At 69.6% G+C, this 22,912-nt stretch carries 20 protein-coding genes; 10 read left to right on the top strand and 10 right to left on the bottom strand.

Annotated elements, in window-relative coordinates; all coding sequences use genetic code 11:
- Positions 1-287: 287 nt before the first annotated feature.
- The 4 genes from IG98_RS0133000 to IG98_RS0132985 all read right to left on the bottom strand — a co-directional run bounded on the left by IG98_RS0133000 (position 288) and on the right by IG98_RS0132985 (position 2,657).
- Positions 288-908, bottom strand: coding sequence for a hypothetical protein (locus IG98_RS0133000; RefSeq protein WP_030921301.1), 621 nt, complete (start codon positions 906-908; stop codon positions 288-290).
- Positions 909-1,568: 660 nt separating this feature from the next.
- Positions 1,569-1,775 carry a hypothetical protein gene (locus IG98_RS0132995; RefSeq protein WP_157594653.1) on the bottom strand — a complete coding sequence of 69 codons (207 nt, stop codon included), beginning with the start codon at positions 1,773-1,775 and terminating at the stop codon, positions 1,569-1,571.
- On the bottom strand, positions 1,766-2,215 hold the full coding sequence (locus tag IG98_RS0132990) for an ATP-binding protein (protein ID WP_051753264.1): 450 nt from the start codon (positions 2,213-2,215) through the stop codon (positions 1,766-1,768). The genes IG98_RS0132995 and IG98_RS0132990 overlap by 10 nt, the downstream gene beginning before the upstream one ends.
- 109 nt (positions 2,216-2,324) lie before the next feature.
- Positions 2,325-2,657, bottom strand: a complete 333-nt coding sequence (locus tag IG98_RS0132985) for a hypothetical protein (protein ID WP_211264236.1) — start codon at positions 2,655-2,657, stop codon at positions 2,325-2,327.
- Between IG98_RS0132985 and iscB the strand changes: the two genes are divergently transcribed.
- The 8 genes from iscB (at position 2,565) to trpS (ending at position 11,375) form a co-directional block, all read left to right on the top strand.
- Positions 2,565-3,872: an RNA-guided endonuclease IscB gene (iscB, locus tag IG98_RS0132980; RefSeq protein ID WP_030921291.1), complete on the top strand. Its 1,308-nt coding sequence runs from the start codon at positions 2,565-2,567 to the stop codon at positions 3,870-3,872. The genes IG98_RS0132985 and iscB overlap by 93 nt on opposite strands.
- A 96-nt stretch (positions 3,873-3,968) precedes the next feature.
- On the top strand, positions 3,969-4,802 hold the full coding sequence (locus IG98_RS0132975; protein WP_030921288.1) for a helix-turn-helix domain-containing protein: 834 nt from the start codon (positions 3,969-3,971) through the stop codon (positions 4,800-4,802).
- Positions 4,787-4,990 carry a DUF397 domain-containing protein gene (locus IG98_RS0132970; protein WP_030921285.1) on the top strand — a complete coding sequence of 68 codons (204 nt, stop codon included), beginning with the start codon at positions 4,787-4,789 and terminating at the stop codon, positions 4,988-4,990. Before IG98_RS0132975 ends, IG98_RS0132970 begins: the two co-directional genes overlap by 16 nt.
- 282 nt (positions 4,991-5,272) lie before the next feature.
- Positions 5,273-6,199: a hypothetical protein gene (locus IG98_RS0132965; RefSeq protein WP_157594651.1), complete on the top strand. Its 927-nt coding sequence runs from the start codon at positions 5,273-5,275 to the stop codon at positions 6,197-6,199.
- A 129-nt stretch (positions 6,200-6,328) separates the two neighbouring features.
- Entirely contained in the window at positions 6,329-8,401 is a 2,073-nt protein-coding gene (locus IG98_RS0132960) for a DUF6421 family protein (protein WP_030921279.1), read from the top strand.
- Positions 8,398-9,039, top strand: a complete 642-nt coding sequence (locus IG98_RS0132955) for an SDR family NAD(P)-dependent oxidoreductase (RefSeq protein WP_030921277.1) — start codon at positions 8,398-8,400, stop codon at positions 9,037-9,039. Before IG98_RS0132960 ends, IG98_RS0132955 begins: the two co-directional genes overlap by 4 nt.
- A 127-nt stretch (positions 9,040-9,166) precedes the next feature.
- Entirely contained in the window at positions 9,167-10,243 is a 1,077-nt protein-coding gene (locus IG98_RS0132950) for a threonine aldolase family protein (RefSeq protein WP_030921274.1), read from the top strand.
- Between the two features lie 166 nt (positions 10,244-10,409).
- Positions 10,410-11,375, top strand: a complete 966-nt coding sequence (trpS, locus tag IG98_RS0132945) for a tryptophan--tRNA ligase (protein WP_030921272.1) — start codon at positions 10,410-10,412, stop codon at positions 11,373-11,375.
- 64 nt (positions 11,376-11,439) lie between these two features.
- Here the strand turns inward: trpS and IG98_RS0132940 are convergent, their stop codons facing one another.
- Complete coding sequence (locus IG98_RS0132940) at positions 11,440-11,739, bottom strand: DUF3467 domain-containing protein (protein ID WP_030921269.1); 300 nt, start codon at positions 11,737-11,739, stop codon at positions 11,440-11,442.
- Positions 11,740-11,813: 74 nt separating this feature from the next.
- A complete protein-coding gene (locus tag IG98_RS0132935; protein WP_037971849.1) occupies positions 11,814-12,464 on the bottom strand; it encodes a DUF305 domain-containing protein in 651 nt (216 codons plus the stop codon).
- A gap of 121 nt (positions 12,465-12,585) precedes the next feature.
- On the opposite strand from IG98_RS0132935, the gene IG98_RS0132930 reads away from it, so the two are divergent.
- Positions 12,586-13,302, top strand: coding sequence for a thioredoxin-like domain-containing protein (locus tag IG98_RS0132930; RefSeq protein ID WP_030921265.1), 717 nt, complete (start codon positions 12,586-12,588; stop codon positions 13,300-13,302).
- 25 nt (positions 13,303-13,327) lie between these two features.
- On the opposite strand, the gene ald is transcribed toward IG98_RS0132930, so the two are convergent.
- Positions 13,328-14,446 (bottom strand): alanine dehydrogenase, encoded by a 1,119-nt coding sequence (gene ald, locus IG98_RS0132925; RefSeq protein WP_030921262.1) that lies wholly within the window; start codon positions 14,444-14,446, stop codon positions 13,328-13,330.
- 658 nt (positions 14,447-15,104) lie between these two features.
- On the opposite strand from ald, the gene IG98_RS47580 reads away from it, so the two are divergent.
- A complete protein-coding gene (locus IG98_RS47580; protein WP_157594650.1) occupies positions 15,105-16,136 on the top strand; it encodes an excalibur calcium-binding domain-containing protein in 1,032 nt (343 codons plus the stop codon).
- Between the two features lie 32 nt (positions 16,137-16,168).
- Here the strand turns inward: IG98_RS47580 and IG98_RS0132915 are convergent, their stop codons facing one another.
- From IG98_RS0132915 to IG98_RS0132905, 3 genes are all read right to left on the bottom strand, one after another.
- Complete coding sequence (locus IG98_RS0132915) at positions 16,169-17,545, bottom strand: NCS2 family permease (RefSeq protein WP_051753263.1); 1,377 nt, start codon at positions 17,543-17,545, stop codon at positions 16,169-16,171.
- A 36-nt stretch (positions 17,546-17,581) separates the two neighbouring features.
- Positions 17,582-19,813 (bottom strand): molybdopterin cofactor-binding domain-containing protein, encoded by a 2,232-nt coding sequence (locus tag IG98_RS0132910; protein WP_211264217.1) that lies wholly within the window; start codon positions 19,811-19,813, stop codon positions 17,582-17,584.
- Between the two features lie 67 nt (positions 19,814-19,880).
- Positions 19,881-22,907 carry an AfsR/SARP family transcriptional regulator gene (locus tag IG98_RS0132905; RefSeq protein ID WP_030921237.1) on the bottom strand — a complete coding sequence of 1,009 codons (3,027 nt, stop codon included), beginning with the start codon at positions 22,905-22,907 and terminating at the stop codon, positions 19,881-19,883.
- Positions 22,908-22,912 lie beyond the last annotated feature (5 nt).

Raw genomic sequence — 22,912 nt, 5'->3', positions numbered from 1 at the left:
GTCGACCCCGACCTTTTCGTCCCAGGCCCGTCGAGCTCAACCGCGTCCCGGACGCACCACACGCCCGGTCGCGAGGTCCTGGCCCGCGGGGTTGAGAAGTGTCCTTTCTTGTGGAACTTGAGCTATGCGCAGGCTCTGACCTGCCGTGTGGGTCATCGTCGCCCATGGTCCACACCGTAAGCGAATCGAGACCTTAGTCATAGAGTCCGGGATCACCGCAGGTCAAAGGCTATTTCGTTGGAAATTTCCTCATAGCTACCAGGCCCCCTTTCGGTCTCGGCGTGCTCTCAGCTCGCGCCGGGGACGGTGACGTTCTTCTCCTTGAAGCCGTAGCCGTTCTGTGTCGCCTTCTGCTGCAGGCCGGTGAAGGAGTTCTTGCTGGCGTTGAGGTCGGCCTCGGTGGCGGTGCCGTTCTGCAGCTTGGAGGTCAGGTTGCCGAAGCTGGCGGCGACCGCCGTGACGCCCTTGCACAACGTCGGGTTGGCCAGCGCGAAGCGCTTGGCGACCTTCAGCTCGTGAACGGTGAAGAGACCGGCCACGGCCGCCTTCGCGAAGGTCCGCTTCCGCTTCTCCGCCCCTGCCTTGAAGCCCCCGCTCCGCAGCGGTCGGTAGATGTAGCGGTAGAAGGCTCCCAGTGCGAGGCCCGCGTGCAGTGCGAAGCGGGTCTTGGCGAACTTCTTGGCGTTGCCGGCGGGCGGGCACTCCTCGGAGGGGTACTCCTGGTCGGTATTCGCCGCCGGTGGGGCGGTCGTGGCGGCCGGTGGGGCGGCAGCGGGTGCCGAGGTCGTGGCCACCATGGCACCGGGCCTCAGGTCGGCCGGCGTGCTGTCGCCGCAGCCACCCACCAAGGCCACGGCCAGCAGCACCGCCGCCGGGATGGCAAGGGATCGGGCCCCCCGTGCAAGCATTTTCCCCCCTGGAGAACTTCGCGGTGCCGTGACTCGCACCTTCCCCCGCACTCTACTCTCTGTATCTTCTCCATCACTTTAAGTGAAGAGTATGGCTCTCCGGGGTGTCGCGAACCGATGGCGCCGAATCGGCCGGACGGGAGAAGGGGCGGAGGTGCCTCTCTCCTGGCTGTCACTCAGCCCCTGAGCTGGGCCACCGCCGCGCGCACGGCCTTCGACGCCTCGTCGGTGAGTGGGGCACCGTGCCCGAAACGAGCCGTCTCGACGTGAAGTTCGGCGAGCCTGCGAAACGACTCGATGGCGCAAGGGTGGTCGGCGTTGAACGCGCCGAGGGTGGGGGCCGTCCACGCTCGCGACGGTGTCGCCGGGTAAAGGTGATCGGGGGAACGGAGCCATGTCGTTCACCGGGGGCGGAGTCGGGGGTGACGGAGCGGGACGAGATTCGCGGGGAGAGGTGGCGGAACGGAATCGGATGCCGTGAAAAACGTCGATCAACGATGCGAACCTTTCGAAAGGCGGCTCCGGAATCCGTATCCGCCGTCATCCCACGCACACCGATTCACGTCGCCGTTCCGATGGTTTTTCAGTCCGAAGAACGCGGAGGCGACGTCGATGAGTCCGGATATCGTCCCGGTGACCTCTGCGCGGTCGAGGACCAGGTCAGCCGCCCTCTTGTGAAAAAGCGCGGCGAGATGCGCAACTGATCCGGTCGCCGGGCGTTCTCCTGCCATCCGTTTCCTGGTCGAACCAGCCTTTCCTGACCCGGTGCAGGAACGCGTCCCAGGCGTCGAAGCCGAGCAGGATGCCTGCCTGTCCCGGGGCGCTGAGCCTGACCCCGTCGCGGGTCATGGTCACGATCACTCGCACGGGAGCGCCGCCTGGTCGATCGCGCACCACACGGTACGGCCGAGGTCTCCCTGGTCATGGACTCCCCAGCGCTGCCGGGAGATCTCGTCGACGATGTCGAGGCCGCGCCCGCGCTCCTCGTCGGCCGGTACGGTCCCGGGCGCCCGGGGTTGCCAGGAGCCGCCACCCGGGTCCAGGACCTCCAGGCAGAGGGAATCCGCCCGCCGGGTGAGCGTGAGCATTACCAGATCGTCGGGACGTCTCCGTTCGGTGTGTAGAACCGCGTTCGTCACCAACTCGGACGTCGCCAGCCGCACGTTCTCGTACGCCGGATGATCGGCACCGAGCCATTCCCGGACATACGCGCGGGCCTTTGCCGCGGACGCGGGATCGATTTTGAGATACGCCTTCCCGAGGACCTCGGATTCGTCATCCGGGTATTTCTGCCAGAAGCCGCTCACCGGATTCATTGTCACCTGCTCAGACGGCCGGGTTCCGAATATGTCTGTGCAGCATCGCATTAGTAGGCTACAGTCAGTAGTCGAACGGGTGCGGTTAGTGTTCAACGGTTCAGGTGAAACCGTCGAGCAGACCCACCGGCGGGTGCTTCCTCAGCCTGCCGCTCTGGAATCCGTGGGAGCAGACACGCCCGAGGGTGGGCACGAAACGGCTCACGGACACCGCCGCCAGGCGGTACCTGGTGTTCAACCTGGGCGAGGGGAGATCGAGCGGGTCGGCACCCGACCTGCTCGGCGTCACCCCGAGGGCGCCTCGGCGCCGGAGGGAGCGAACCGTGAGGTTCACCCGGCCGTGTTCGTCTTGGACGCTCGCGGCCACCCGCTCGACCCCTGCCACCCCGCCCGCGCCCGCCGCCTGCTGGCGGCCGGGCGGGCGGTGGTTCAACGCCACACACCGTTCGTCATCCGCCTCAAAGACCGGTCGGTTACCGACTCCGTCGTGGCAGGCGTGCAGGTCGGTATCGACCCCGGCTCCAAGCACACCGGCCTGGCCGTGTTCACCGACCGCGGCGGGAGCCGGACCGGACGGTACGCGATCCAGCTCGACCACCGGGGCGCACTGATCCGCGACAGGCTTGCCTCGCGGGCCGCGTTGCGCCGGGGCCGCCGGGGGCGGAACCTGCGCTACCGCGCCCCCCGCTTCCTCAACCGCACCAAGCCGAAAGGGTGGCTCGCGCCGTCCCTGCGACACCGCGTCGAGACCACCATGTCGCAGGTGGCGCGGCTGACCCGGTGGGCGCCCGTGACCGCCGTCCACATGGAGAAGGTCTCCTTCGACACCCACGCCCTGTCGGCGGGCAAGCCGTTGGAAGGCGTTGAGTATCAGCAGGGCACCCTGGCCGGGTACGAGGTCCGCGAATACCTGCTGGCCAAGTGGGGGCGGGCGTGCGCGTACTGCAGCGCGAGCGGCGTACCGCTCAACCTCGACCATATCCACCCCCGCAGCCGGGGCGGCTCCGACCGGATCAGCAACCTCACCCTGGCCTGCGTCCAGTGCAACCAGACCAAGAACGCCACCCCCGTGCAGGAGTTCCTGAAAACCAGCCCCGCACTCCTGGCGAAGATCCTCAAGCAGGCGAAAGCACCGCTGCGCGACGCCGCCGCCGTCAACGCCACCCGGTGGGCGCTGTGGCGGGCACTGGAGGCCACTGGCCTGTCCGTTCACACCGCCTCGGGCGGTCGTACGAAGTGGAACCGCTCTCGTACCGGCGCGCCAAAGTCGCACACGTTGGACGCGTTGCACGTCGGAGAACTGGAGACCGTGACCACCTGGCCATCCACCGTGCTCGTGGCCAAGGCGACCGGGCGCGGCACCTACGCTCGCACCGTCCCCGACCGGTACGGGTTCCTCCGTCTGGTCCGGCCACGGACCAAACTGCACCACGGCTTCCAGACCGGCGACCTGGTCCGGGGACACGTCCCGGCGGGCAAGAAAGCCGGGGTTCACCTCGGGCGAGTCCTGGTCCGCTCCTCCGGCTCGTTCGACATCACCACCCGGCACGGTCGCGTCACCGGGATCAACCACCGGCACGTCCGTCACCTTCAACGCGCGGACGGCTACGGCTACACCACCCAGAAAGAAGCCGATCGAAATGACTGACCGGTCAGGGCACGCTCGGGCCTGGGCGGCCCTCCCGCTCCCGATTCCTCCCCGGCCTGAAGGCCGGAGCATCCTCGAGAGGTTCTGGTGATTTTCATGCCGCAGGCCAAGGTGCTCGATCCCACCACGTCACCGGTCGCCTTCTTCGGCTTCGAACTCCGCCGATACCGCCAGGAGGCAGGTCTGTCCCAGGAAAAGCTGGCCAAACTGATCGGATACTCGCTCGGCACGGTCTCCATGGTCGAGACCGGCAAGCGGCCCCCGACCGAGGACTTCGTCAGAAGGTGCGACGAGGCCCTCGGTGCCGGAGGGGCGCTCATCCGGATCAAGGAGATGATCGACAACGTCGCAGCCCAGCTACCGGCCTGGTTCCGCCAGTGGGCCGAGATAGAACAGGCCGCCGAAATCCTCCGGGCCTGGGAACCGCTCATCGTTCCAGGTCTGCTTCAAACGGCTGACTACGCACGGGTGCTCTTCATCGGGGAGCCCCGGGCCACGGCGGAGAAGGCGGAGCTGGACGTGGCCGCCCGGCTGGAACGGCAGCGACTCCTGGAGCGGGAGGATCCGCCGATGTTCTGGGTCGTCCTCGACGAGGGCGTGCTCGGCCGCCGTATCGGCGACGAGGCGATCATGGCGGCCCAACTGGACCACCTTCTTGAGGTCGCGCGCCTGCCGCACGTCACCATCCAGATCATGCCTTCCGACGCGGGCAGCACCGTCGGGTTGCTGGGCGGTTTCGCCATTGCACAGGTCCGAGGGCTCGCCAATACTGTCTACATGGAGTCGGCCGGCCAGGGCCAGGTCACCGATCGCCCCGTTGACGTGGCGGACATCATCATCAAGTACGAGGCGATTCGCGCCGAGGCACTTCCGCAGCGGGCGTCGCTGGAGCTGATCAGGGAGATGAGGGCTCGATGGACCGTGAACTGAACGAGGCTGTCTGGGTGAAGTCGCCCTTCTCCGGTGGCAACGGCGGTAACTGCGTGGAGGTCGCGAAGCTGTCCGGTGGCCGAGTCGGTGTCCGTGACAGTAAGGACCGGTCGGGTCCGGCGTTGGTGTTCACCCCGGCCGAGTGGTCGGCGTTCACCCGCTGGGTCCGCACCGACGACACCGTCTAGCTCCACGACGATCCGCACACGGCAGGCCCCCGCATCCAGCTGCGGGGGCCTGCCTGTCCCGTGTCTCCACCAGGGCCTGTGCGGAGTACGGATCCTCACGTGAGCCGGCCGATGACGGGCAGCCCGTGTGTCGAGTCCTGGATCACCCACCGCGCCTCGCCCGCCCGGCACCGATCACGGCGATCGCCGGCCCCAACCCGGCTCCCAGTGGCTCGCAAGGGTGGGTTCCTAGCGTCCGTCCCGTAAGAGTGATCAAGCCTTGCGGGAGCGGGACGCGTGGACATGAGGTTGTTGCTGGGGCTCGACGGGCCGGATCTGTCCGCGTTGGCACGGGCCGTCGTGGGCGTGTTCGGGCCGGGTTGGCCGCCCGACGCGAGGTTCTCCGTGGACTTCGCGGACGAGGTGCCCGGTGTGGACTGGCTGGAGCGCTTCGCCGCCCGCCAGCAGAAAGGGGCGGAGAGCGCCGTCGGATGGAACGGTGACGGCGAGCCCTTCGTGTTCAACATCGGTAACGCCATCGTGAAGGCGGGCCGTGACGGCGACTGGACCGCCGAGTCGCTGCTGGAGGTTCTGGAGGCGCTGCCCTTCGCCGTCGCCTCCATCGGAGGCGTCCATCACTGGACCGGCAACGGCGGCTTCGCCGATCTCCACTACGGCCACGGGTGGGCGTGCGCGTTCCGGGGGGCGGGCCACGACCGCCTGCTGTCGCGGCGGTGGCTGGAGCACGGCCCGTGGCGGCTCCTCACCCGTGGGGACATCACGCTGGTGCAGTTCCACGACCTGGCCGCCGACTCCGAGACCGCGCGGCAGCAGGCCTGGCCGGGACACGAACTCCTCACGGCGGGGGTCGGCTACCTGTCGCCGCCGCCCGGCGGGGCGCGGCGCCACCCGTGGCCGAAACGCCGGAACGGGTTGCGCGGCCTGTACGACGCCGACACGCGGACCCTGCGGATCGTCGTGCACGACCGCGCCGTGCACGACGCCGAGATGCGCGACGCCCGTCTGGCCGTACTCGAAGACTCCGGTGACCCGCCGATCGCCGGAGTCGCGTACGTGTTCATGGAGGAGGTGGTGGCCCGCGCGCACCTGCACCGGCTCTGGCTGCACGAGTTGGAGTGCTGGACGGTCGTCTACGGCCGTGAGGTCCGCCTTGACGAGGACTACCGGCCCGCGCGCACCCCACCGCGCTGGGCGGTGGCACCGACCTGACACGTCCCGCACCGCCCGTCCCACGAGATGTCGATCTTCCAGGCAGGCTCCAGCGTAAGGGATGTGTCAAAAATGGGATGGATTGTGTATATTTTCCGTTGTTAGCTCTTGGTTGAAGGAGGATTTATCGTGGCGGCTCTTCCGCGGGTACTGTTCGACGAGGCTCACAGTGAGTCGTGGACCATCCGGCGGGACGTGGCCGAGACGATGAATCCCGGCCATCCCGACGACAGCAGCTACGCGCGCGCCGCCGAGCTGCTGCGCCGGCTGGGGCACACCGTGGACGCGCACGTCACCGGGCCGCTCACCCCGGCCCTGCTGAGCGCGCGGGACGTGCTGGTGATCGCGCACCCCGCCGACGGGCGCTGGGAGCGGACCACCGGGCTGGGCAGCCCGGTCCTGCCCGTCGAGGAGCTGGACGCGATCGAGGAGTACGTCGCGAACGGCGGCGGGCTGGTCGTGCTGGCCGAGTACGAGCAGGAGAAGTACGGCAGCAACCTCGTCGAGCTGCTCGCGCGCTTCGGCGTCGGGGTCGAGCACACCCTCGTCCACGATCCGCGGAGCGCCCACAACGGCGTGGCCGCCTGGGTCATGGGCACCTCGCGAAAGGTCGACGTCGCGGGCCAGGACCTGCTGGCCGGGGTGCGGAGCGCCTGCTTCTACCGGGCCGGGGTGCTCACCGCCCCCGAGGACGCGGCGGTGCTGTTCGAGACCTCGCCCACCGCGACCCCCGCGGGCCGCCCGCTGGCGGTGGCCGTACGGCACGGCGAGGGCCGCGTGGTGGTCGTCGCCGACTCCGACCTGTTCGGCGACGACTCGATCGGCGACTACGACCACGCCGCGCTCTGGGGCAACCTGGTCACCTGGGTCGCCCGCGTCCCCGCCCCGGCGGCGACCAGAGAGTCCGAGGCCCGCGCCCTCTTTGCGGACCTGAAGCGGGCGATCGAGGAACTGCAGCCGATGCAGGCCAAGGACGGCTCCGTGGCGGGGGACCACGCCAGGGCCGCCGAGCTGGTCGCCGAGATCGCCGGGCACGTCGAGCGGCTCGCGCCGCGCTTCCCTCACGACGCCGGCTATCTGGCCGCCGTGGTCGCCGACCTGCGCAAGTGGGTCGAGCAGGGTCTGGGTGTGCCCGACTTCCTCGACGCGCTTGACGCCTTCCACCCCGACACCCAGCGGGTGGACGGTCTGGAGCACCTCGTGCTCTTCCCGATGTACACCCAGAACGGCAGCACCTCCCGGCTCATCGAGGCCGTGTGGATCCGGACGATCTGGCCCGAATGGCTGGCCGAGCTGGAGCGGACCCGCTACGACAACCCGATGTTCGTGCCGATCGCCTTCGAGGACTTCACCTCCGGCTACGACACCAACTCCGCGGTGCTCTTCCCCGAGACCGTCGCGGTCCGCCAGACCCCGGCCCGCTTCACCTGGGGCGGCATCTTCGCCGACCGCGAGGCCGCCAGGTTCCGCGCGGTGAGCGGGGCGGCGGCGGACACGCTCAAGCTGGCGCTGCCGCCGGACGCGGCCAGGCTGATCGCCTCGCAGGAGCTGGCCCAGGACACCTTCGTGCTCTGGGACCTGATCCACGACCGCACGCACAGCCACGGCGACCTGCCGTTCGACCCGTTCATGATCAAGCAGCGGATGCCGTACTGGCTGTACTCCCTGGAGGAGCTCCGCTGCGACCTGACCGCGTTCGGCGAGGCGGTGAAGCTGGAGCAGGAGGGCGTGCCGCACGCCCGCTACGTCCAGCTCGCGGTGCTCTTCGACCGGCTGTTCCGCTTCCCGATCACCGGTGACCGGGTCCGCAACTACGACGGCCTGGGCGGGCAGCTGCTCTTCGCCTACCTGCACCGCAACGACATCGTCAGGTGGACCGACAACCGGCTGAGCGTCGACTGGGACCGGCTCGCCGACGGCGTGGCCGACCTGCGGGGCGAGGTCGAGAAGCTCTACCGGGACGGCATCGACCGCTCCAAGCTGGCCCACTGGCTGGCCGCCCACCAGCTGGTCGCCGCCTACGTCGAGCCGCACCCCGCCTCGGTCTGGGCCCGGGGGGTGGAGGCCCTCCCCGTTGAGGGGTTCCCCAAGACCGTGGTCGACGCGGTGCTGCCCGACGAGTTCCCGCTGAGCATGTTCTACGAGGCCCTGCGTCGTAAGCTCACCGATGTCATCGACTCCACGAAGGGCATCCGAGCATGATCATCCTTGTCACCGGCGCGGCCGGTCCCGCCGGCCAGGCCGCCGTCCGCAGGTTCACCGGCCAGGGGCACACGGTGATCGGCGTCGACAAGAGCGGTGCCGACGGGACCCTGGCGGTCGACCTGCTCGATTTCGACGCGGTCAAGGGGCTGGCACGGGAGGTGGCGGCCGAGCACGGCCGCGTGGACGGGATCATTCACCTGGTTGGCGGCTGGCGCGGGTCCAAGACCTTCGCCGAGACGTCGCTGGACGACTGGTCGCTCCTGCACGACCTGCTGATCCGCACCCTGCAGCACGTCACGCTGGCCTTCGAACCGCTGCTCAAGGCCAGTGAGCGCGGCCGGTTCGCCATCGTCTCGGCCAAGACGGCCGAGCACCCGGGCCAGGGCGACGCGGTGTACGGCACCGCCAAGGCCGCCTCCGAGGCGTGGACCCTGGCCTTCGCCGACGCGCTGAAGGGCACCGGCTCAACCGCGAACATCCTGGTCGTCAAGGCACTGGTGAACAGGGCCATGCGTGAGGCCGCCCCGGAACGGAGGTTCCCCGGGTTCACCGACGTCGACGACCTCGCCGAGGCGATCGGCGAACTCTGGGAGACCGACGTCAACGGCACCAGGATCGACCTCACCGCCGGGTGAACGGCCTGGAACCGGTCAGGACCGGTACGGGGGGTCGCCACCCGTACCGTGGTCCCGACGACCGCGAAGAAGCACGACGGCGCCGAGCCGTGAACCGGCCAGGCGCCGAACGAGGGGAACAGAGCACGTGACGGACGCCATCCGCAGGCACGACCCGCTGGTGAAGGGCTTCGCCAGCGACAACTACGCCGGAGTGCACCCGGAGATCCTCCAGGCGATCGCGCTCGCCAACGGGGGGCACCAGACCGCCTACGGCGACGACGTCTACACCGAGGCGCTGCAGGAGATCTTCAAGAGGCACTTCGGCCCCACGGCCGAGGCCTGGCCGATGTTCAACGGCACCGGTGCCAACGTGGTCGCGCTCCGCTCGATGACCGCCCACTGGGAGGCGGTGGTCTGCGCGGAGTCGGCGCACATCCACACCGACGAGGGCGGCGCCCCCGAGCGCTCGGCGGGGCTGAAGCTGCTGCCGGTCGCCACCCCCGACGGCAAGCTCACCCCCGAGCTGATCGACAGGCAGGCGTGGGGCTTCGGCGACGAGCACCGGGCCCAGCCCAGGGTCGTGTCGATCACGCAGACCACCGAGCTGGGCACGCTCTACACGCCGCAGGAGATCAGGGCGATCTGCGAGCACGCCCATGATCTCGGCATGGTCGTCCACCTCGACGGTGCCCGCGCCACCAACGCCGCCGCCGCGCTGGACGTGCCGCTGCGCGCGTTCACCACCGACGCGGGCGTGGACGTGCTCTCCTTCGGCGGTACCAAGGCCGGCCTGATGTTCGGCGAGGCGGTCGTGGTGCTCAACCCCGACGCCGTCCGGGGCCTGCGCTACCTGCGCAAGAGCGCCATGCAGCTCACCTCCAAGATGCGGTTCGTCTCGGTGCAGTTCGAGGCGCTGCTCGCGGGCGACCTGTGGCTGCGCAACGCCCGTAACGCCAACGCCATGGCCCGGCGGCTCGCCGAGGCGGTGCGGGACGTGCCCGGCGTGGAGATCCCGCGTCCGGTGCAGGCCAACGCGGTCTTCGCGATCCTGCCCGGAGACGTGACCGAGCGCCTGCAGAAGCGATTCCGGTTCTACACCTGGAACGAGGCCACCGGCGAGGTGCGCTGGATGACCGCGTTCGACACCACCGAGGCCGACGTGGACGCGTTCGCCGCCGCGGTGGCGCAGGAGGTGGGCGGGGACCCAGGGGAGCGCCTATAATCGCCGGTATGAGCAAGCACGGTCTGGGTCTGTGGCGGTCCGCTGAGAGGCGGATCCGCTAGCCAGTCCCGACTGCGCACAGAAACGGCCGCCGTTCACCGGCGGTCGTTCTTGTTTTTCCGGTACGACCGGTGCGCGGCGGTCCTCCCTTCCACAAGGAGTGACCATGACAAAGCGCGTCTTCACCGCTTTCAAACCGACCGGCCATCTCACGCTGGGCAACCTGCTGGGCGCGATCGTGCCCGCGGTACGGCTCCAGGACGAGGCCGACTGCGTCTACGCCGTCGCGGACCTGCACGCCCTGACGATCAAGCACGACCCGGAGCGGCTCCGCGCCGACACCCGCGAGGCGGCGACCCTGCTGCTCGCCTGCGGCCTTGACCGCTCTCTCCTCTACATCCAGTCCCAGGTGCCCGCGCACACCGAACTGGCCTACCTGCTGGAGAGCACCGCCCACTTCGGTGAGATGCGGCGGATGATCCAGTTCAGGGAGAAGTCGGCCGGGCAGGAGGAGGTGCGGCTCTCGCTGCTCACCTACCCCGCGCTGATGGCCGCCGACATCCTGCTGCACCGGGTGGACGTCGTACCCGTGGGGGAGGACCAGCGCCAGCACGTGGAACTGACCAGGGACCTGGCCCTGCGGTTCAACCGCCTGTACGGCGAGGTCTTCACGGTGCCCGAGGCGATGCACCAGCGGGTCGCCGCCAGGGTCATGGACCTGAGCGATCCCACCTCGAAAATGGGCAAGTCGGATGGCTCGGCCGCGGGAACCGTCTATCTGCTCGACCGGCCCGACGACATCCGGCGCAAGGTCATGCGGGCGGTGACCGACTCCGGCACCGAGATCCGCCACGATCCGGTGGGCAAGCCCGGCGTCTCCAACCTGCTCGCCCTGCTCGCCGCCTGCTCGGACCGGCCGATCGAGTCGTTCTCGTACGGGTCGTACGGCGCGCTCAAGCGGGATGTGGCCGAGGCCGTGGTGGAGAGGCTGCGGCCCGTCCAGGAGCGCTACGCCGAGCTCTCGGCGGACCAGGCCGAGCTGTCGCGGCTCCTGTCGGACGGGGCGGCGCTGGCCACCCGGCGCACCGCGGGCCTGCTGGCCGAGGCCCGGCAGGCCATCGGCCTGCCATGAAGGGGGCCTGAGGCCGGGTCTCGCCCGCCGGGGTCGGCGAGTGGGACTCCCGGGCGGGCCGGGCTCAGTTCTTCTGGCCCGTCTCGTGCTCGTACGCGGTCAGCTGCTGTTCGAGAGCCTTCATCAGCTCGAAGACCTGGCTCGGAGGGATGCGGATCCGGCTGACGATCCGGGTCGGCACGCTCACGAAGTGATGCCCCGAGGAGGGGTCGTTGGCCAGTTGGGGCGGCCTGGTGATCACCGCGAAGTCCAGGACGAACCCATCCTGGGTGTGCCACACGGAGGCGAAATTGGCGTACTGCCCCATTTCTACCTCGGCGGAGATGCTCACCTCCAGGCGGTTCTCCGGCTCGTCGTTCACCATTCTCTTTCCTCCGGCCAGGTTGACTCCATGTTGCCCTGACCGGAGACCGGCCACACAGGGACGCGCCGACGCTATTAAAGGATGGAAGGCAGCCGCTGGGCGCCGCGCTGCCGCAACATGTCGGTCATCAACTCGATCTCGCCTGTCTGGCCGTCGACGATGTGCTGCGCCATGGTGGCCACCTCGTCGCGGTCGGACAGTTTCAGCAGCCCCCGGCCCATCTGCACGCCGCCCTCGTGATGGCGGATCATGAGCTGCAGGAAGAGGATCTCCTGGTCCTTGCCTGTGGCCTCGCGGAGCTTTTTGAGCTCGTCCTCGCCGGCCATACCGGGCATCGCGGCGGAGGCGCCCGGCGTTACAGAGTGGCCGTCGTGACCGGCCATCCACGCCATGACCGGTCGCTCCGTCGACTGGTTCAACCCCCACTGCTGGAGCCAGCCCGTGAAGATGCCGCGCTGGGCCGTCTGCGTGACGATGATGTCGTAGGCCAGCCGCCGGAGCGCCTCGTCCTTGCTCCCGTCCCTGGCGATGAAGGACATCTCGACGGCCTGGGCATGGTGAACGGACATGTCGCGGGCGAATCCCGCCTCCGGCGAGGCGTCGGTCGGGGATGCCGTCCTGCCCACGACGAACAGCAGCGTGACCGCCACGACCAGGCAGCCGAGCAGGACGCCGAGCGCCAGGCCGCGTCTGGACTTTGCTTTGTCTTTGACCAGAGTTTCCATTGCCTGCCCAGCGTACCCACTGCTGCGAATCATCGCTCTATCACGTGTTATGAGCCCTTTATTCTCTACATACGCCGGTAGGGCATAGGGTGACCGGAGTTGTTTGCTGGCTGGAGGGTTGATGACCAAGGAAAAGGCGCAGGCAAGGCGGGAGCACCTTGCCCGGATGCGTGCGGATCAGCAACGCAAGGAGCGCAGAACGGCCTTCCTGATGTGGGGCGCCGGAGGCCTCGTCATCGTTCTGCTCGTCGGGCTCGTCGCCTTCTACATGGTCAACGAGCGGGCCACGACCTCGCTGGACAGCGTCACCAGCGCGAAGTACGTCGGCAGCCAGCACACCCAGACCAAGGTGACCTACAAGGAAAGCCCTCCGCTCGGCGGTGAGCACAACCCGGCCTGGCAGAACTGCGGCATCTACGACCAGCCGATCAACAACGAGAACGCCGTCCACTCCATAGAGCACGGCGCCGTGTGGATCACCTACCGGCCCGACCTGCCCAAGGCCGAGCTGGACACGCTCAAGGAGCTGGCGTCCAAGGACTACATGCTGCTGAGTCCGTACCCGGAGCTGTCCTCCAAGGTGGTGGCCAGCTCCTGGAACAAGCAGCTCAAGCTGGACAGCGCGGAGGACCCGCGTCTGCCCAAGTTCATCACCAAGTACAAGAACAACCCGGATACCCCCGAACTCGGTGCCTCCTGCAGCGGCGGCGTGGGCACCACCACCGCCGAGGCGCCCATCCCGGCGACCGCGCCGTCCACGGATCCCAGCCAGAGTGCCCCGGCCACCGACGCTCCGGCCACCGACGCCCCGGTTCCCAGTCCCACCCCGACGTCCTGATCGGGGTCCTGACCCAGGTCCCGATCTAGGCCCGCAACGCCCACTCCAGGGGCACCGCCTCCAGCCCGTGAGCCTCGGCCACGGGCCGGCTGGTCAGGTGCCCCTCGTGTGTGTTCAGGCCCAGTGCCAGCGCGGGGTCACCCAGAAGGGCCTCCCGCCAGCCCAGGTCGGCGATCATGAGGGCGTAGGGGACCGTCACGTTGGTCAGGGCGTACGTCGAGGTGTGCGGGACCGCGCCCGGCATGTTGGCCACGCAGTAGAACACCGAGTCGTGCACCCGGTACGTCGGATCGTCATGGGTGGTGGGCCGGGAGTCCTCGAAGCAGCCACCCTGGTCGATGGAGATGTCCACCAGGACCGAACCGGGCCTCATCCGCGAGACCAGGGCGTTGTCGACCAGCTTGGGGGTTCTCGCGCCCGCGATCAGCACCGCGCCGATGACCAGATCCGCGTCCAGCACCGCCCGTTCGATCTCGTACGCGGTGGAGGCGACGGTCCTGCAGTGGCCTCTGTAGATCATGTCCGCCTGGCGGAGCCTGTCGATATCGCGGTCCAGCAGTAGCACCTCCGCCTGCATGCCCAGCGCGATGACCGCGGCGTTCATACCGGAGACCCCGGCACCGATCACGACCACGCTGGCCGCGCGCACGCCGGACACTCCGCCCATCAGCACACCTCGCCCGCCGCCCTGGCGCATCAGGTGATAGGCGCCCACCTGCGAGGCGAGCCGTCCGGCCACCTCCGACATGGGGGCCAGCAGAGGCAGGGAGCCGTCCGCTTTCTGTACCGTCTCGTAGGCGATGCCGGTGATCCCCGATTCGAGCATGGCCCGGGTGCAGGCCGGCGACGCGGCCAGGTGCAGGTAGGTGAAGAGCACCTGGCCCTTGCGCATCCGGTGGTACTCCTCGGCGACGGGCTCCTTGACCTTCAGGACCAGGTCGCCCTCGGCCCACACGTCGTCCGCGGAGTCCAGGATGGTCGCGCCCGCGCGTCGGAAGTCGGCGTCGGGAATGGCGGACCCCACCCCCGCGTCCTTCTCGACGAAGACCTCGTGGCCGTGCCGGATGAGCTCATGGGCTCCGGCGGGGGTCAGGGCCACACGGTACTCGCGATTCTTGACCTCGCTGGGAACAGAGATCTTCACGGCTCCTCCAGGGTGGGCACGTGTCCTCTTCTTCACGTGGCGTTCCCCGAAAGTGAGTAATCACGCACAGGGGGCCGGGAAAGGAGCGGCGCCGGTGACATGCCGTCAGCGATCCGTCGACGCCCGGCCGGTCGGTGCCCACCCTGACTTGCGGGGTTACCGGCTTCCCGTGCTGATCGATAGGCTCGCCGCGAACAGATGCGAGGAATACGGGGATATGACGATGGGGATGCACGCGGGGCCGGGTGGGCCGCCCGTACCGCAGGAACCTCCAGCAGGGTCCGGCGAGCCCGCGGGCGCGTCATGGGGACCCTCATCCTCCTACGACGCCTTCACGCCGCCCGAACGTTCCGGCCTCTCAGCCGGACGCCACGCCCGTGGCCCCGGTGAACCGGAGCAGGGCGGTCCCGATTTCGGTGGTTCCGGTCCTGCCGGCTCAAGGCCCGGCGATCCCGGCTCCGATGGTTCGGGGCCCGGTGGTTCGGACCCCGGTGACACGAGGTTCGCCGGCCCGGGCTTTGGCGATCGTGGACCGGATGGCCCAGGTCAGGGCGGGCAGGGTCCGGGGGTGCCGGGACCTGCTGGTCAAGGGGCGGCCGGTCAGGGGCCGGGTGGTCTGGGCCCGGGTGGTCAGGGGCCGGCCGGTCCGGGAGTGGGCGTGCCCGGAGCGGGGGGCCCGGGAGCGGGCGTGCCGGAGGCCGGCGGCAGGCCGGCCGGGGGGCTGCCGCCGGGCGGGGCGCCGGGGGTGCCCCAGGCGAGCCGGATCACGACCGCGATCCTGGTGTCCACCCTGGTCGTCGTCGTGCTGATCACCGGCGTGCTCGGCACCATCGCGGTGCTCATGACCCGCAACCCCGACATGCCGCTCGGCGCCAAGCCACCCAGCCGGCTGGCGGTTCCCATCCACTTCGCCCCGGTGACCGAGGCGAAGGCCGGAGCCTGCACGCTTCCGGAGACCTACCCCGACGACCTCGGGCAGAACTGCTACTCGGTCGCCGCCGGGGTCACCGTGAACGCGGTGCGGAAGATCGAGGCGATCCAGGAGAAGAACGGCACCTATTCGGTCAGGATCGCGTTCGCGCCCACCTTCCGCGAGCAGATCACCGATCTGACCGAGGAGGTGGTCAAGGAGGACGACCCGGTCAGGCAGCAGATCGCGATCGTCGTGGGGGAGAAGGTGGTGGCGGCCCCCCGGGTCGCCCAGGCGATCACCGCCGACAGCCTGAGCATCGCCGGCTCCTTCACCAAGGAGCAGGCGGATGCGATGGTCGTCCGACTGCTCGGCTCAAGCGGTATCGGCACCGAGCCGAGCGCCGACCCTCAGCCGAACGACACGTCGGTCTTCACTCCGCCGGCCGATCCGTCCACGGACCCGCGGCCCGACCAGCCGGTGAACCCGTCGAACAACGGCGTCCCGGACACGACCGACCCGTCGGCGACGAACCCGGCAGGGCCGGGCACGACCGCGACGAACCCGGCGGGAACGGATACCACCGCCACCAACCCCGTCACCCGGAACACCGCTCCGGCCACGGCAGGCGACGGAAACACCGACCCCAGGTACAGCACCTGCAAGGAGGCGAACGACAACGGATACGGCCCCTACCACAAGGGGATCCACGAGGAGTACGACTGGTACATCGACGGGAACAAGAACGGTATCGCCTGCGAGCTGAGCGACAGGTCCTGAAGAGCGGCTCCGCGTGATCCGAAACGGGTCTCTCAGAAGAACAGCGTTCCGATGCCGTCGACGCCGAAGTAGATCGCGAAGATCAGGCTGACCACCCAGAGCAGCCACGGGATCCTCCCGGCCCGGCCGAGGGCCGCCTGGATGACGGTGTAGGAGATCACGCCCGCGCCCACCCCGTTGGTGATGCTGTAGGTGAACGGCATCAGCACGATCGTCAGGAACGCCGGGATCGCGATGGCCAGGTCCTCCCAGGGCACGTTCCTGACCTGGGTCATCATCAGCGCGCCCACCAGGACCAGCGCGGGCGCCGCCGCGGCGGCGGGCACGACGGTGGCGACCGGTGTGAAGAGCAGGGTCAGCGAGAACAGGGCGCCGGTGACGACGGCCGCCAGGCCGGTTCTGGCTCCCTCTCCGACCCCGGCCGCCGACTCCACGAACACCGTGTTCGCCGAGGAGCTCGCGAGACCCCCGATCGCCGCGGACACGCCGTCCACGGTGAGGATCGCCCCCAGCCGGGGCACCCGGCCCTGCTCGTCCACCAGACCCGCCTCGTCGCTCACCCCGATGATGGTGCCCATCGCGTCGAAGAACCCCGACAGTACGAGGGTGAACAGCACGACGGTGGCGGTCAGCGCACCGGCGCGGGCGAATCCGCCGAACAGGTCCACCTGGCCGACCAGTCCGAAGTCGGGCGCCCCGACCACCGCTTCCGGCATCCGGGGGATCACCACACCCCAGAGCTCCGGCGGGACCGTGGTGAAGGTGTCGACCACGATGGCGAGCACGGCGGTGATCACGATGCCGATCAGGATGGCGCCCTGGATCCTGCGCACGAAAAGGGCGATCATCACCAGCAGCCCCAGGCAGAACAGCGCCACCGGCCACCCCGTCAGGCGCCCGGTGGTGCCGAGCTGGACCGGTGATCCCGTACCCCTGCCGACGAAACCCGCGTCCACCAGCCCGATCAGCGTGATGAACATCCCGATACCCACGCTGATCGCGTGTTTCAGTGCCAGCGGGATGGAGTTCATGATGAGCTGCCGCAGCCCGGACATGGCCAGCAGCACGATCACCAGCCCCTCCAGCACGACCAGCCCCATCGCCTGGGCCCACGTCATGTGCGGTGCGGCCTGGTAGGCGACCACCGCGTTCAGCCCGAGCCCGGTCGCGACCCCGAGCGGTGCGTTGCCGATCACTCCCATGAGCAGCGTGCTCACCGCCGCCGCGAGGATCGTCGAGGTGGTCAGCTGCTGGGTCGACAACTTGGCCCTGGTGACGTCCGTCGCCCCGCCCAGGATGATCGGGTTCAGCAGGATGACGTACGCCATCGCCATGAAGGTGGTTATCCCACCCCGGAGCTCGCGGCCGGCCGTCGTCCCCCTGGCCGAAAGCTCGAAGAAGCGATCCATGCTCTCCCCTCCGGACGTGGAGGGGATGAGCGGTTCCTACCCCTTCAATGCGATGTCATGGGGACGAATGGGCACCCGGGGCAGCGGCAGGCCGGTCGCGGCCCGTACGGCGGCGGCCACCGCGGGGGTGGACGAGAGGGTGGGCGGCTCGCCCGCGCCGCGCAGGCCGTAGGGGGCGTGCGGATCCGGGTTCTCCAGGATCGACACCCGCATCGGCGGCATGTCGAGGATGGTGGGGATCAGGTAGTCGGTGAACGAGGGGTTTCGCACCACCCCGTCCTGGACCTGGATCTCCTCCATGAGCGCCAAGCCCAGCCCCTGGGCCGAACCGCCGTGGATCTGGCCCTCCAGCGCCAGCGGGTTCATGATCCGGCCCACGTCCTGGACCGCGGCCAGCTCCACCACCTTGACCAGGCCGAGCTCCACGTCCACGTCCACGACCGCGCGGTGCACGCACAGCGCGAGCTGGGTGTGGGAGTCGCCCTGCCCGGTGAGCGGGTCCAGCGGGAAGGTGGGCCGGTGCCGGTACTCCCTGGTCTCCTCCACGGCCCCGGCCACCTCCAGGGCCCGCGCCAGCGACGATCCGTCGGCCCGCAGCTTGTCCAGCCGCTCCCGCACCGCCTGGCAGGCCGCCCTGACCGCGCCGCCGGTGACGTAGGACTGGCGGGACGCCGACGAGGACCCGGCGGACCCGACGGAGGTGTCCGCCCGCGCGACCGTCACCGTGTCGATGCCCAGCTCGGTCCTGGCGATCTGCTCCTGGATCGTCAGCAGGCCCTGTCCCACCTCGGCGGCGGCCGTGTGCACCAGGACGTGCGGCTCCCCGCCGATCAGCTCCACCCGCACCCTGGCGGTCGAATGGTCGTCGAAGCCCTCGGAGAAGCAGATGTTCTTGATACCCACGCCGTAGCCGACCCCGCGCCGCACGCCCTCGCCGTGGGTGGTCTGTGAGATGCCGCCCGGCATGTTCAGCAGGTCCGTCCCACCCGCGCCGTCCGAGGTCTCGGGGGCGGCGGGCAGCGGCATCGCGGCGAGTTCGGCGAGCATCTCGGCCAGCGGTGCGGGCGAGTCGATCACCTGCCCGGTGGCCAGCCTCGACCCCTGGGCGACCGCGTTGCGGATCCTGATCTCGACGGGGGAGATCCCGCACGCCTCGGCCAGCCTGTCCATCTGCGACTCGTAGGCGTAGCAGGCCTGCACCGCGCCGAAACCGCGCATCGCCCCGCAGGGCGGGTTGTTGGTGTAGACGCCGTAGGCGTCGATCCACACATTGTCCACCTCGTAGGGGCCGACCCCCAGCGAGGCCGCGTTGCCGACCACGGCCGGGGAGGTGGAGCAGTAGGCGCCGCCGTCCAGCAGGATCTCCGCTTTGACGTACAACAGCCTGCCCTCGCGGGTGGCACCGTGCTCGTAGCGCATCCGGGCCGGGTGCCGGTGGACGTGGCCGTAGAAGGACTCCTCGCGGTTGTAGATGATCTTCACGGGACGCCCTGTGCGCAGGGCCAGCATGCACGCGTGGACCTGCATGGACAGATCCTCGCGGGCGCCGAACGCGCCGCCCACCCCGGCCAGCGAGAGCCGCACCTTCTCCTCGGGCAGCCCCAGGCACGGCGCGATCTGCCTCCGGTCGGCGTGCAGCCACTGGGTGGCGATGTACAGGTCCACCCCGCCGTCCTCGGCGGGCACGGCCAGCCCGGACTCCGGACCGAGGAAGGCCTGGTCCTGCATGCCGACCTCGTAGTCGCCGGTGACGACCACGGGGGCCTCGAACACCGAACCGACCCGGACCGGCTGGTGGCGCAGCACGTTGCCCCGCTCCTGGACCGCGGGGCAGGAGGCGTCGAAGGCGGCCCGGCGCGGGTCGGTGACGGCCTCGCGGACCTCGTACTCCACGACGACGGCCGCAGCCGCCCGCCTGGCGCGCTCGGGGTGGTCGGCGGCGACCAGCGCGACCGGCTCGCCCTGGTAGCGGACCTGGTCGATGGCGAGCACCGGCTGGTCCCTGTGCTCCAGCCCGTAGAACTTCTCGCCGGGCACGTCCTCGTGGGTGAGCACCGCGTACACGCCGGGCATGGCCAGCGCGGGGCCGACGTCGATCGAACGGATCCACGCCGACGGGTGCGGACTGCGCAGGGTGACCCCCCAGACCATGTCCGCCAGATACAGGTCGGAGGAGTAGGCGAACTCGCCCGTGACCTTCAGCGTCCCGTCGGGACGCAGGACGCTCTCGCCGACGCCCAGGCTCTGCCGCGTTTCGATGCCGCTCACTCCGGTAGTACATCAGCCTGGCACGGGGCCGGACATGGCAGACACGGGGGAACGTGGGAGGCGGTCGTTAGCGACTCTTACGGTTGTGCCCGGCGGGTGCGCGTGATCGGCCCGCCGGGCTCGCGGTCCTCAGAGAGCCGTCATCCGGCCCGGGAAGGTGGACGGTTTTCTCGCGGGTGGCCCCGATGGCCGCGCGCTCCGTCGACGCCTCCTGCTCCACCTCGTCGTTCCCCGTCGCCCGGGCGGACGCGACGGAACGTCCCAGGTAGGTCACGGCCTGCTCGGTCTCGCCGAGGAGCAGCAGGGAGCGGGCCAGGCCGAGCAGCAGGTACGGTTCGGCGACGACCACCTGCGCGGTGCGCGCGCAGTCGAGGCCGGCCTCGAAGGAGGCCCTGGCCGCCGCGGCGTTCCCCAGGTCGAGGTGAACGCCGCCCAGCCTCTCGTGCACGGCCGTTTCCTGATACAGGTTGCCGTCCCTGCGGCACTTGAACAGGGCCTCGTCCAGCACGGCCAGTGCCTGATCGAACCGGCGCAGGCCGTGGTACCCCGAACCGATCATGGTGAGCGCGTAGTGCTCGCCTGACCTGTGCCCGATCGCGTCCGCGACCTCCCGCTGCTTCTCGGCGCAGTCGATGCACTTCTCGTAGCAGCCGAGTTCGAGGTAGTTCATGGCGAGATTGCCCAGCGCCTTCTGCTCACCGTGCCGCTCGGAGAGCCGACGACACAGGATCAGGTGCTGCCGGAAGTGGTGCAGGGCCTCTTCGAGACGGCCGACCATGTTCAGCGCGAGACCCACGAGACTGTGCGCCCCCGCCTCAAGCCGGTGATCCTCCAGCCGCTGCCCGGCCTCCAGGGTCCGCCGGCTGATCGTGAGGAGACGAGCGGGAAGACCGGCGTGGTGGAGGTGCCAGAAGAGCGCGAAGACCAGGGCGACACCGAGACGCGATGTCCGCTCCCGGGGAGCGGACATCGCCTGGAAGGCGGCGGACAGCAGATTGGCCTGTTCCCGGTTCAGCCACTCGTGGGCCTCCTGGTGGGAGCCGAGCGGAAGAGGACCGGCACCGAGATCGACGTCCGCCGACTCCGCGCGAGGGTAGCGGGCCAGCTTCACGGCCAGCCGGGTGGTCCCGACGTAGAAGCTCAGCGCCCGGTTCAGCATGGCGTCGCGATCCGCCTCCGTCTCCTCGCGGGCGACCTGCTCGCCGGCGAACAGCCGGATCAGGTCGTGCGGCCGGTACCTTCCCGGCTCGTCCTCCTCCAGCAGGTGCGCGTCGACCAGCCGTTCCATCGCGCGTTCCGCGGTATCCGCGGGGATGTCCAGCAGGGCGCCGACGACATGTGCCGTCACGTCGGCCGTCTGCAGCACGCCGAGCGCGCGCAGCGCGCGGGCGGCCGTCCGGTCAATGTGCTGGTCGCTGCCGGCGAGCATGTCGTGACTGACCGCGAGACTGGATCGGACCGCGAGATCGCCCGCCGCCAGCTCCCGCAGCCGCCCCCGCTCGTCCTCCAGCCGGCTCACCAGATCGACGACGCCCCAGCGCGGCCGGTTCGCCAGCCGGGCCCCCGCGATGCCGACGGCCAGTGGCAGGCCCCCGCAGAGGTCGATCAGGCGCGCCGTCGCCTGAACGTCCTCGGCGACCCGCTCCTCCCCGATCAGCCTCGCGAGCATCGTGGCGGACTCGGCGCGCCGCATCCTGGAGATCGGCATACGGACACAGTCGTCGAGCAGGGTGAAGCTCTCCCGGCTGGTCGTCAGGATCGTGTTGCCCATCGGCACCGACAGCAGCGGGCGGATCTGTGCCAGGTCGGCGGCGTCGTCCAGCACGACGAGGGTCTGGCGGCCGTCGAGTTCGCCGCGCCACAGGGCGGCGGCCTCGTCGAGGTCGGCGGGAATGTCGCGCTGGGACATGCCGAGATCACGTAGGAACCTGCTGATCACCTCGCTCGGTTCCAGCCGCCTCATGCCCGGCGTCGCCCCACGCAGGTTCACGTACAGCTGCCCGTCGGGGAAACGGTCGCGGACCAGGTGCGCGGCCCGGAGCGCCAGGGTCGACTTGCCGGATCCGGGTGCCCCGGTGATCGCGACGACGTGCCGGGGCGGGCGGCCGTCCCAGGGTGAGAGCAGCGTTCTCAGCCGTACGAGCTCCTCCGCGCGTCCGACGAAGTCGGTGGGGTCGCGCGGCAACTGGTGAGCCACCTTCCCCCGGGCGGCGGCGCGGTGCCGCGAATGTGCGGGCTCCCGGAGCGGGGGAACCCGCTCCGGGAGCGTGGGGAGCGTCGCCGAGGGCAGATCGAGCAGTGGGTCGGCGCGCAGGATCAGCTCATGGCACCTGCGGAGACTCTCGTGCGGCTGGATGCCGAACTCCTCGGCCAGCAGGCGCCGGATCTCCTGGTAGACCCTCAGCGCCTCCACCTGCCGGCCGCAGCGGTAGAGCGCGACCATGTGCAGTTCGCGGAGCCTTTCGCGCAACGGGTGCTCACGGATCAGAGGGACCAGCCGGGCCGCGGCCTCCTGGGGGCGCCGGAGCAGGAGCAGCAGGTCCGCGTGCAGCTCCAGCGAGGTCAGGCGTAGTTCGTTCAACCTGTGCCGCTCGAACTCGGCGAACGGGCCGGGAATCCCACCCAGGCACGTGCCCCGCCACAGTTCCGAGGCCCTGTTCAGGGAGTGCAGGGCGGTCTCGTAGGAGTCCTTCGCGTGCGACCTCCTGGCCAGCTCAAGGCAGCGCTCGAAGACCAGGGCGTCCACCTGTTCCGGCGCGAGTCGCAGTGAGTATCCGCCCGGGACGGAGACCAGTGGCATCGAAGGTCTCCGCGAATCCCGGTCCGGGGCCAGTGTCCGTCTCAGCCTGGACACGTACGTGTAGACGCTCTGTTCCGCCGTCTTCGGCGGCCTCTCGCCCCACACTCCGTCGATCAGCCGGTCCCTGGTGACCGGCTGTCCCGCGTTGATCGCCAGGATGCAGAGGACGGCCTGCTGCCTGGGCTCTCCCAGGTCGAGTTCGAGTGGACCCCTCCGGCCGGTCACCGGTCCCAGGACGTCGACGCCGAGTCCCTCCGCGGCGCCGGTGGTGGTAATGGCTTCCGTCTCGTCCACCAGGC

It is taken from the genome of Streptosporangium amethystogenes (assembly GCF_000721075.1).
GTDB lineage: Bacteria > Actinomycetota > Actinomycetes > Streptosporangiales > Streptosporangiaceae > Streptosporangium > Streptosporangium amethystogenes.
Note: the sequence above shows the minus strand (reverse complement) of the source record. Positions and strands in the feature narration are given on the sequence as shown.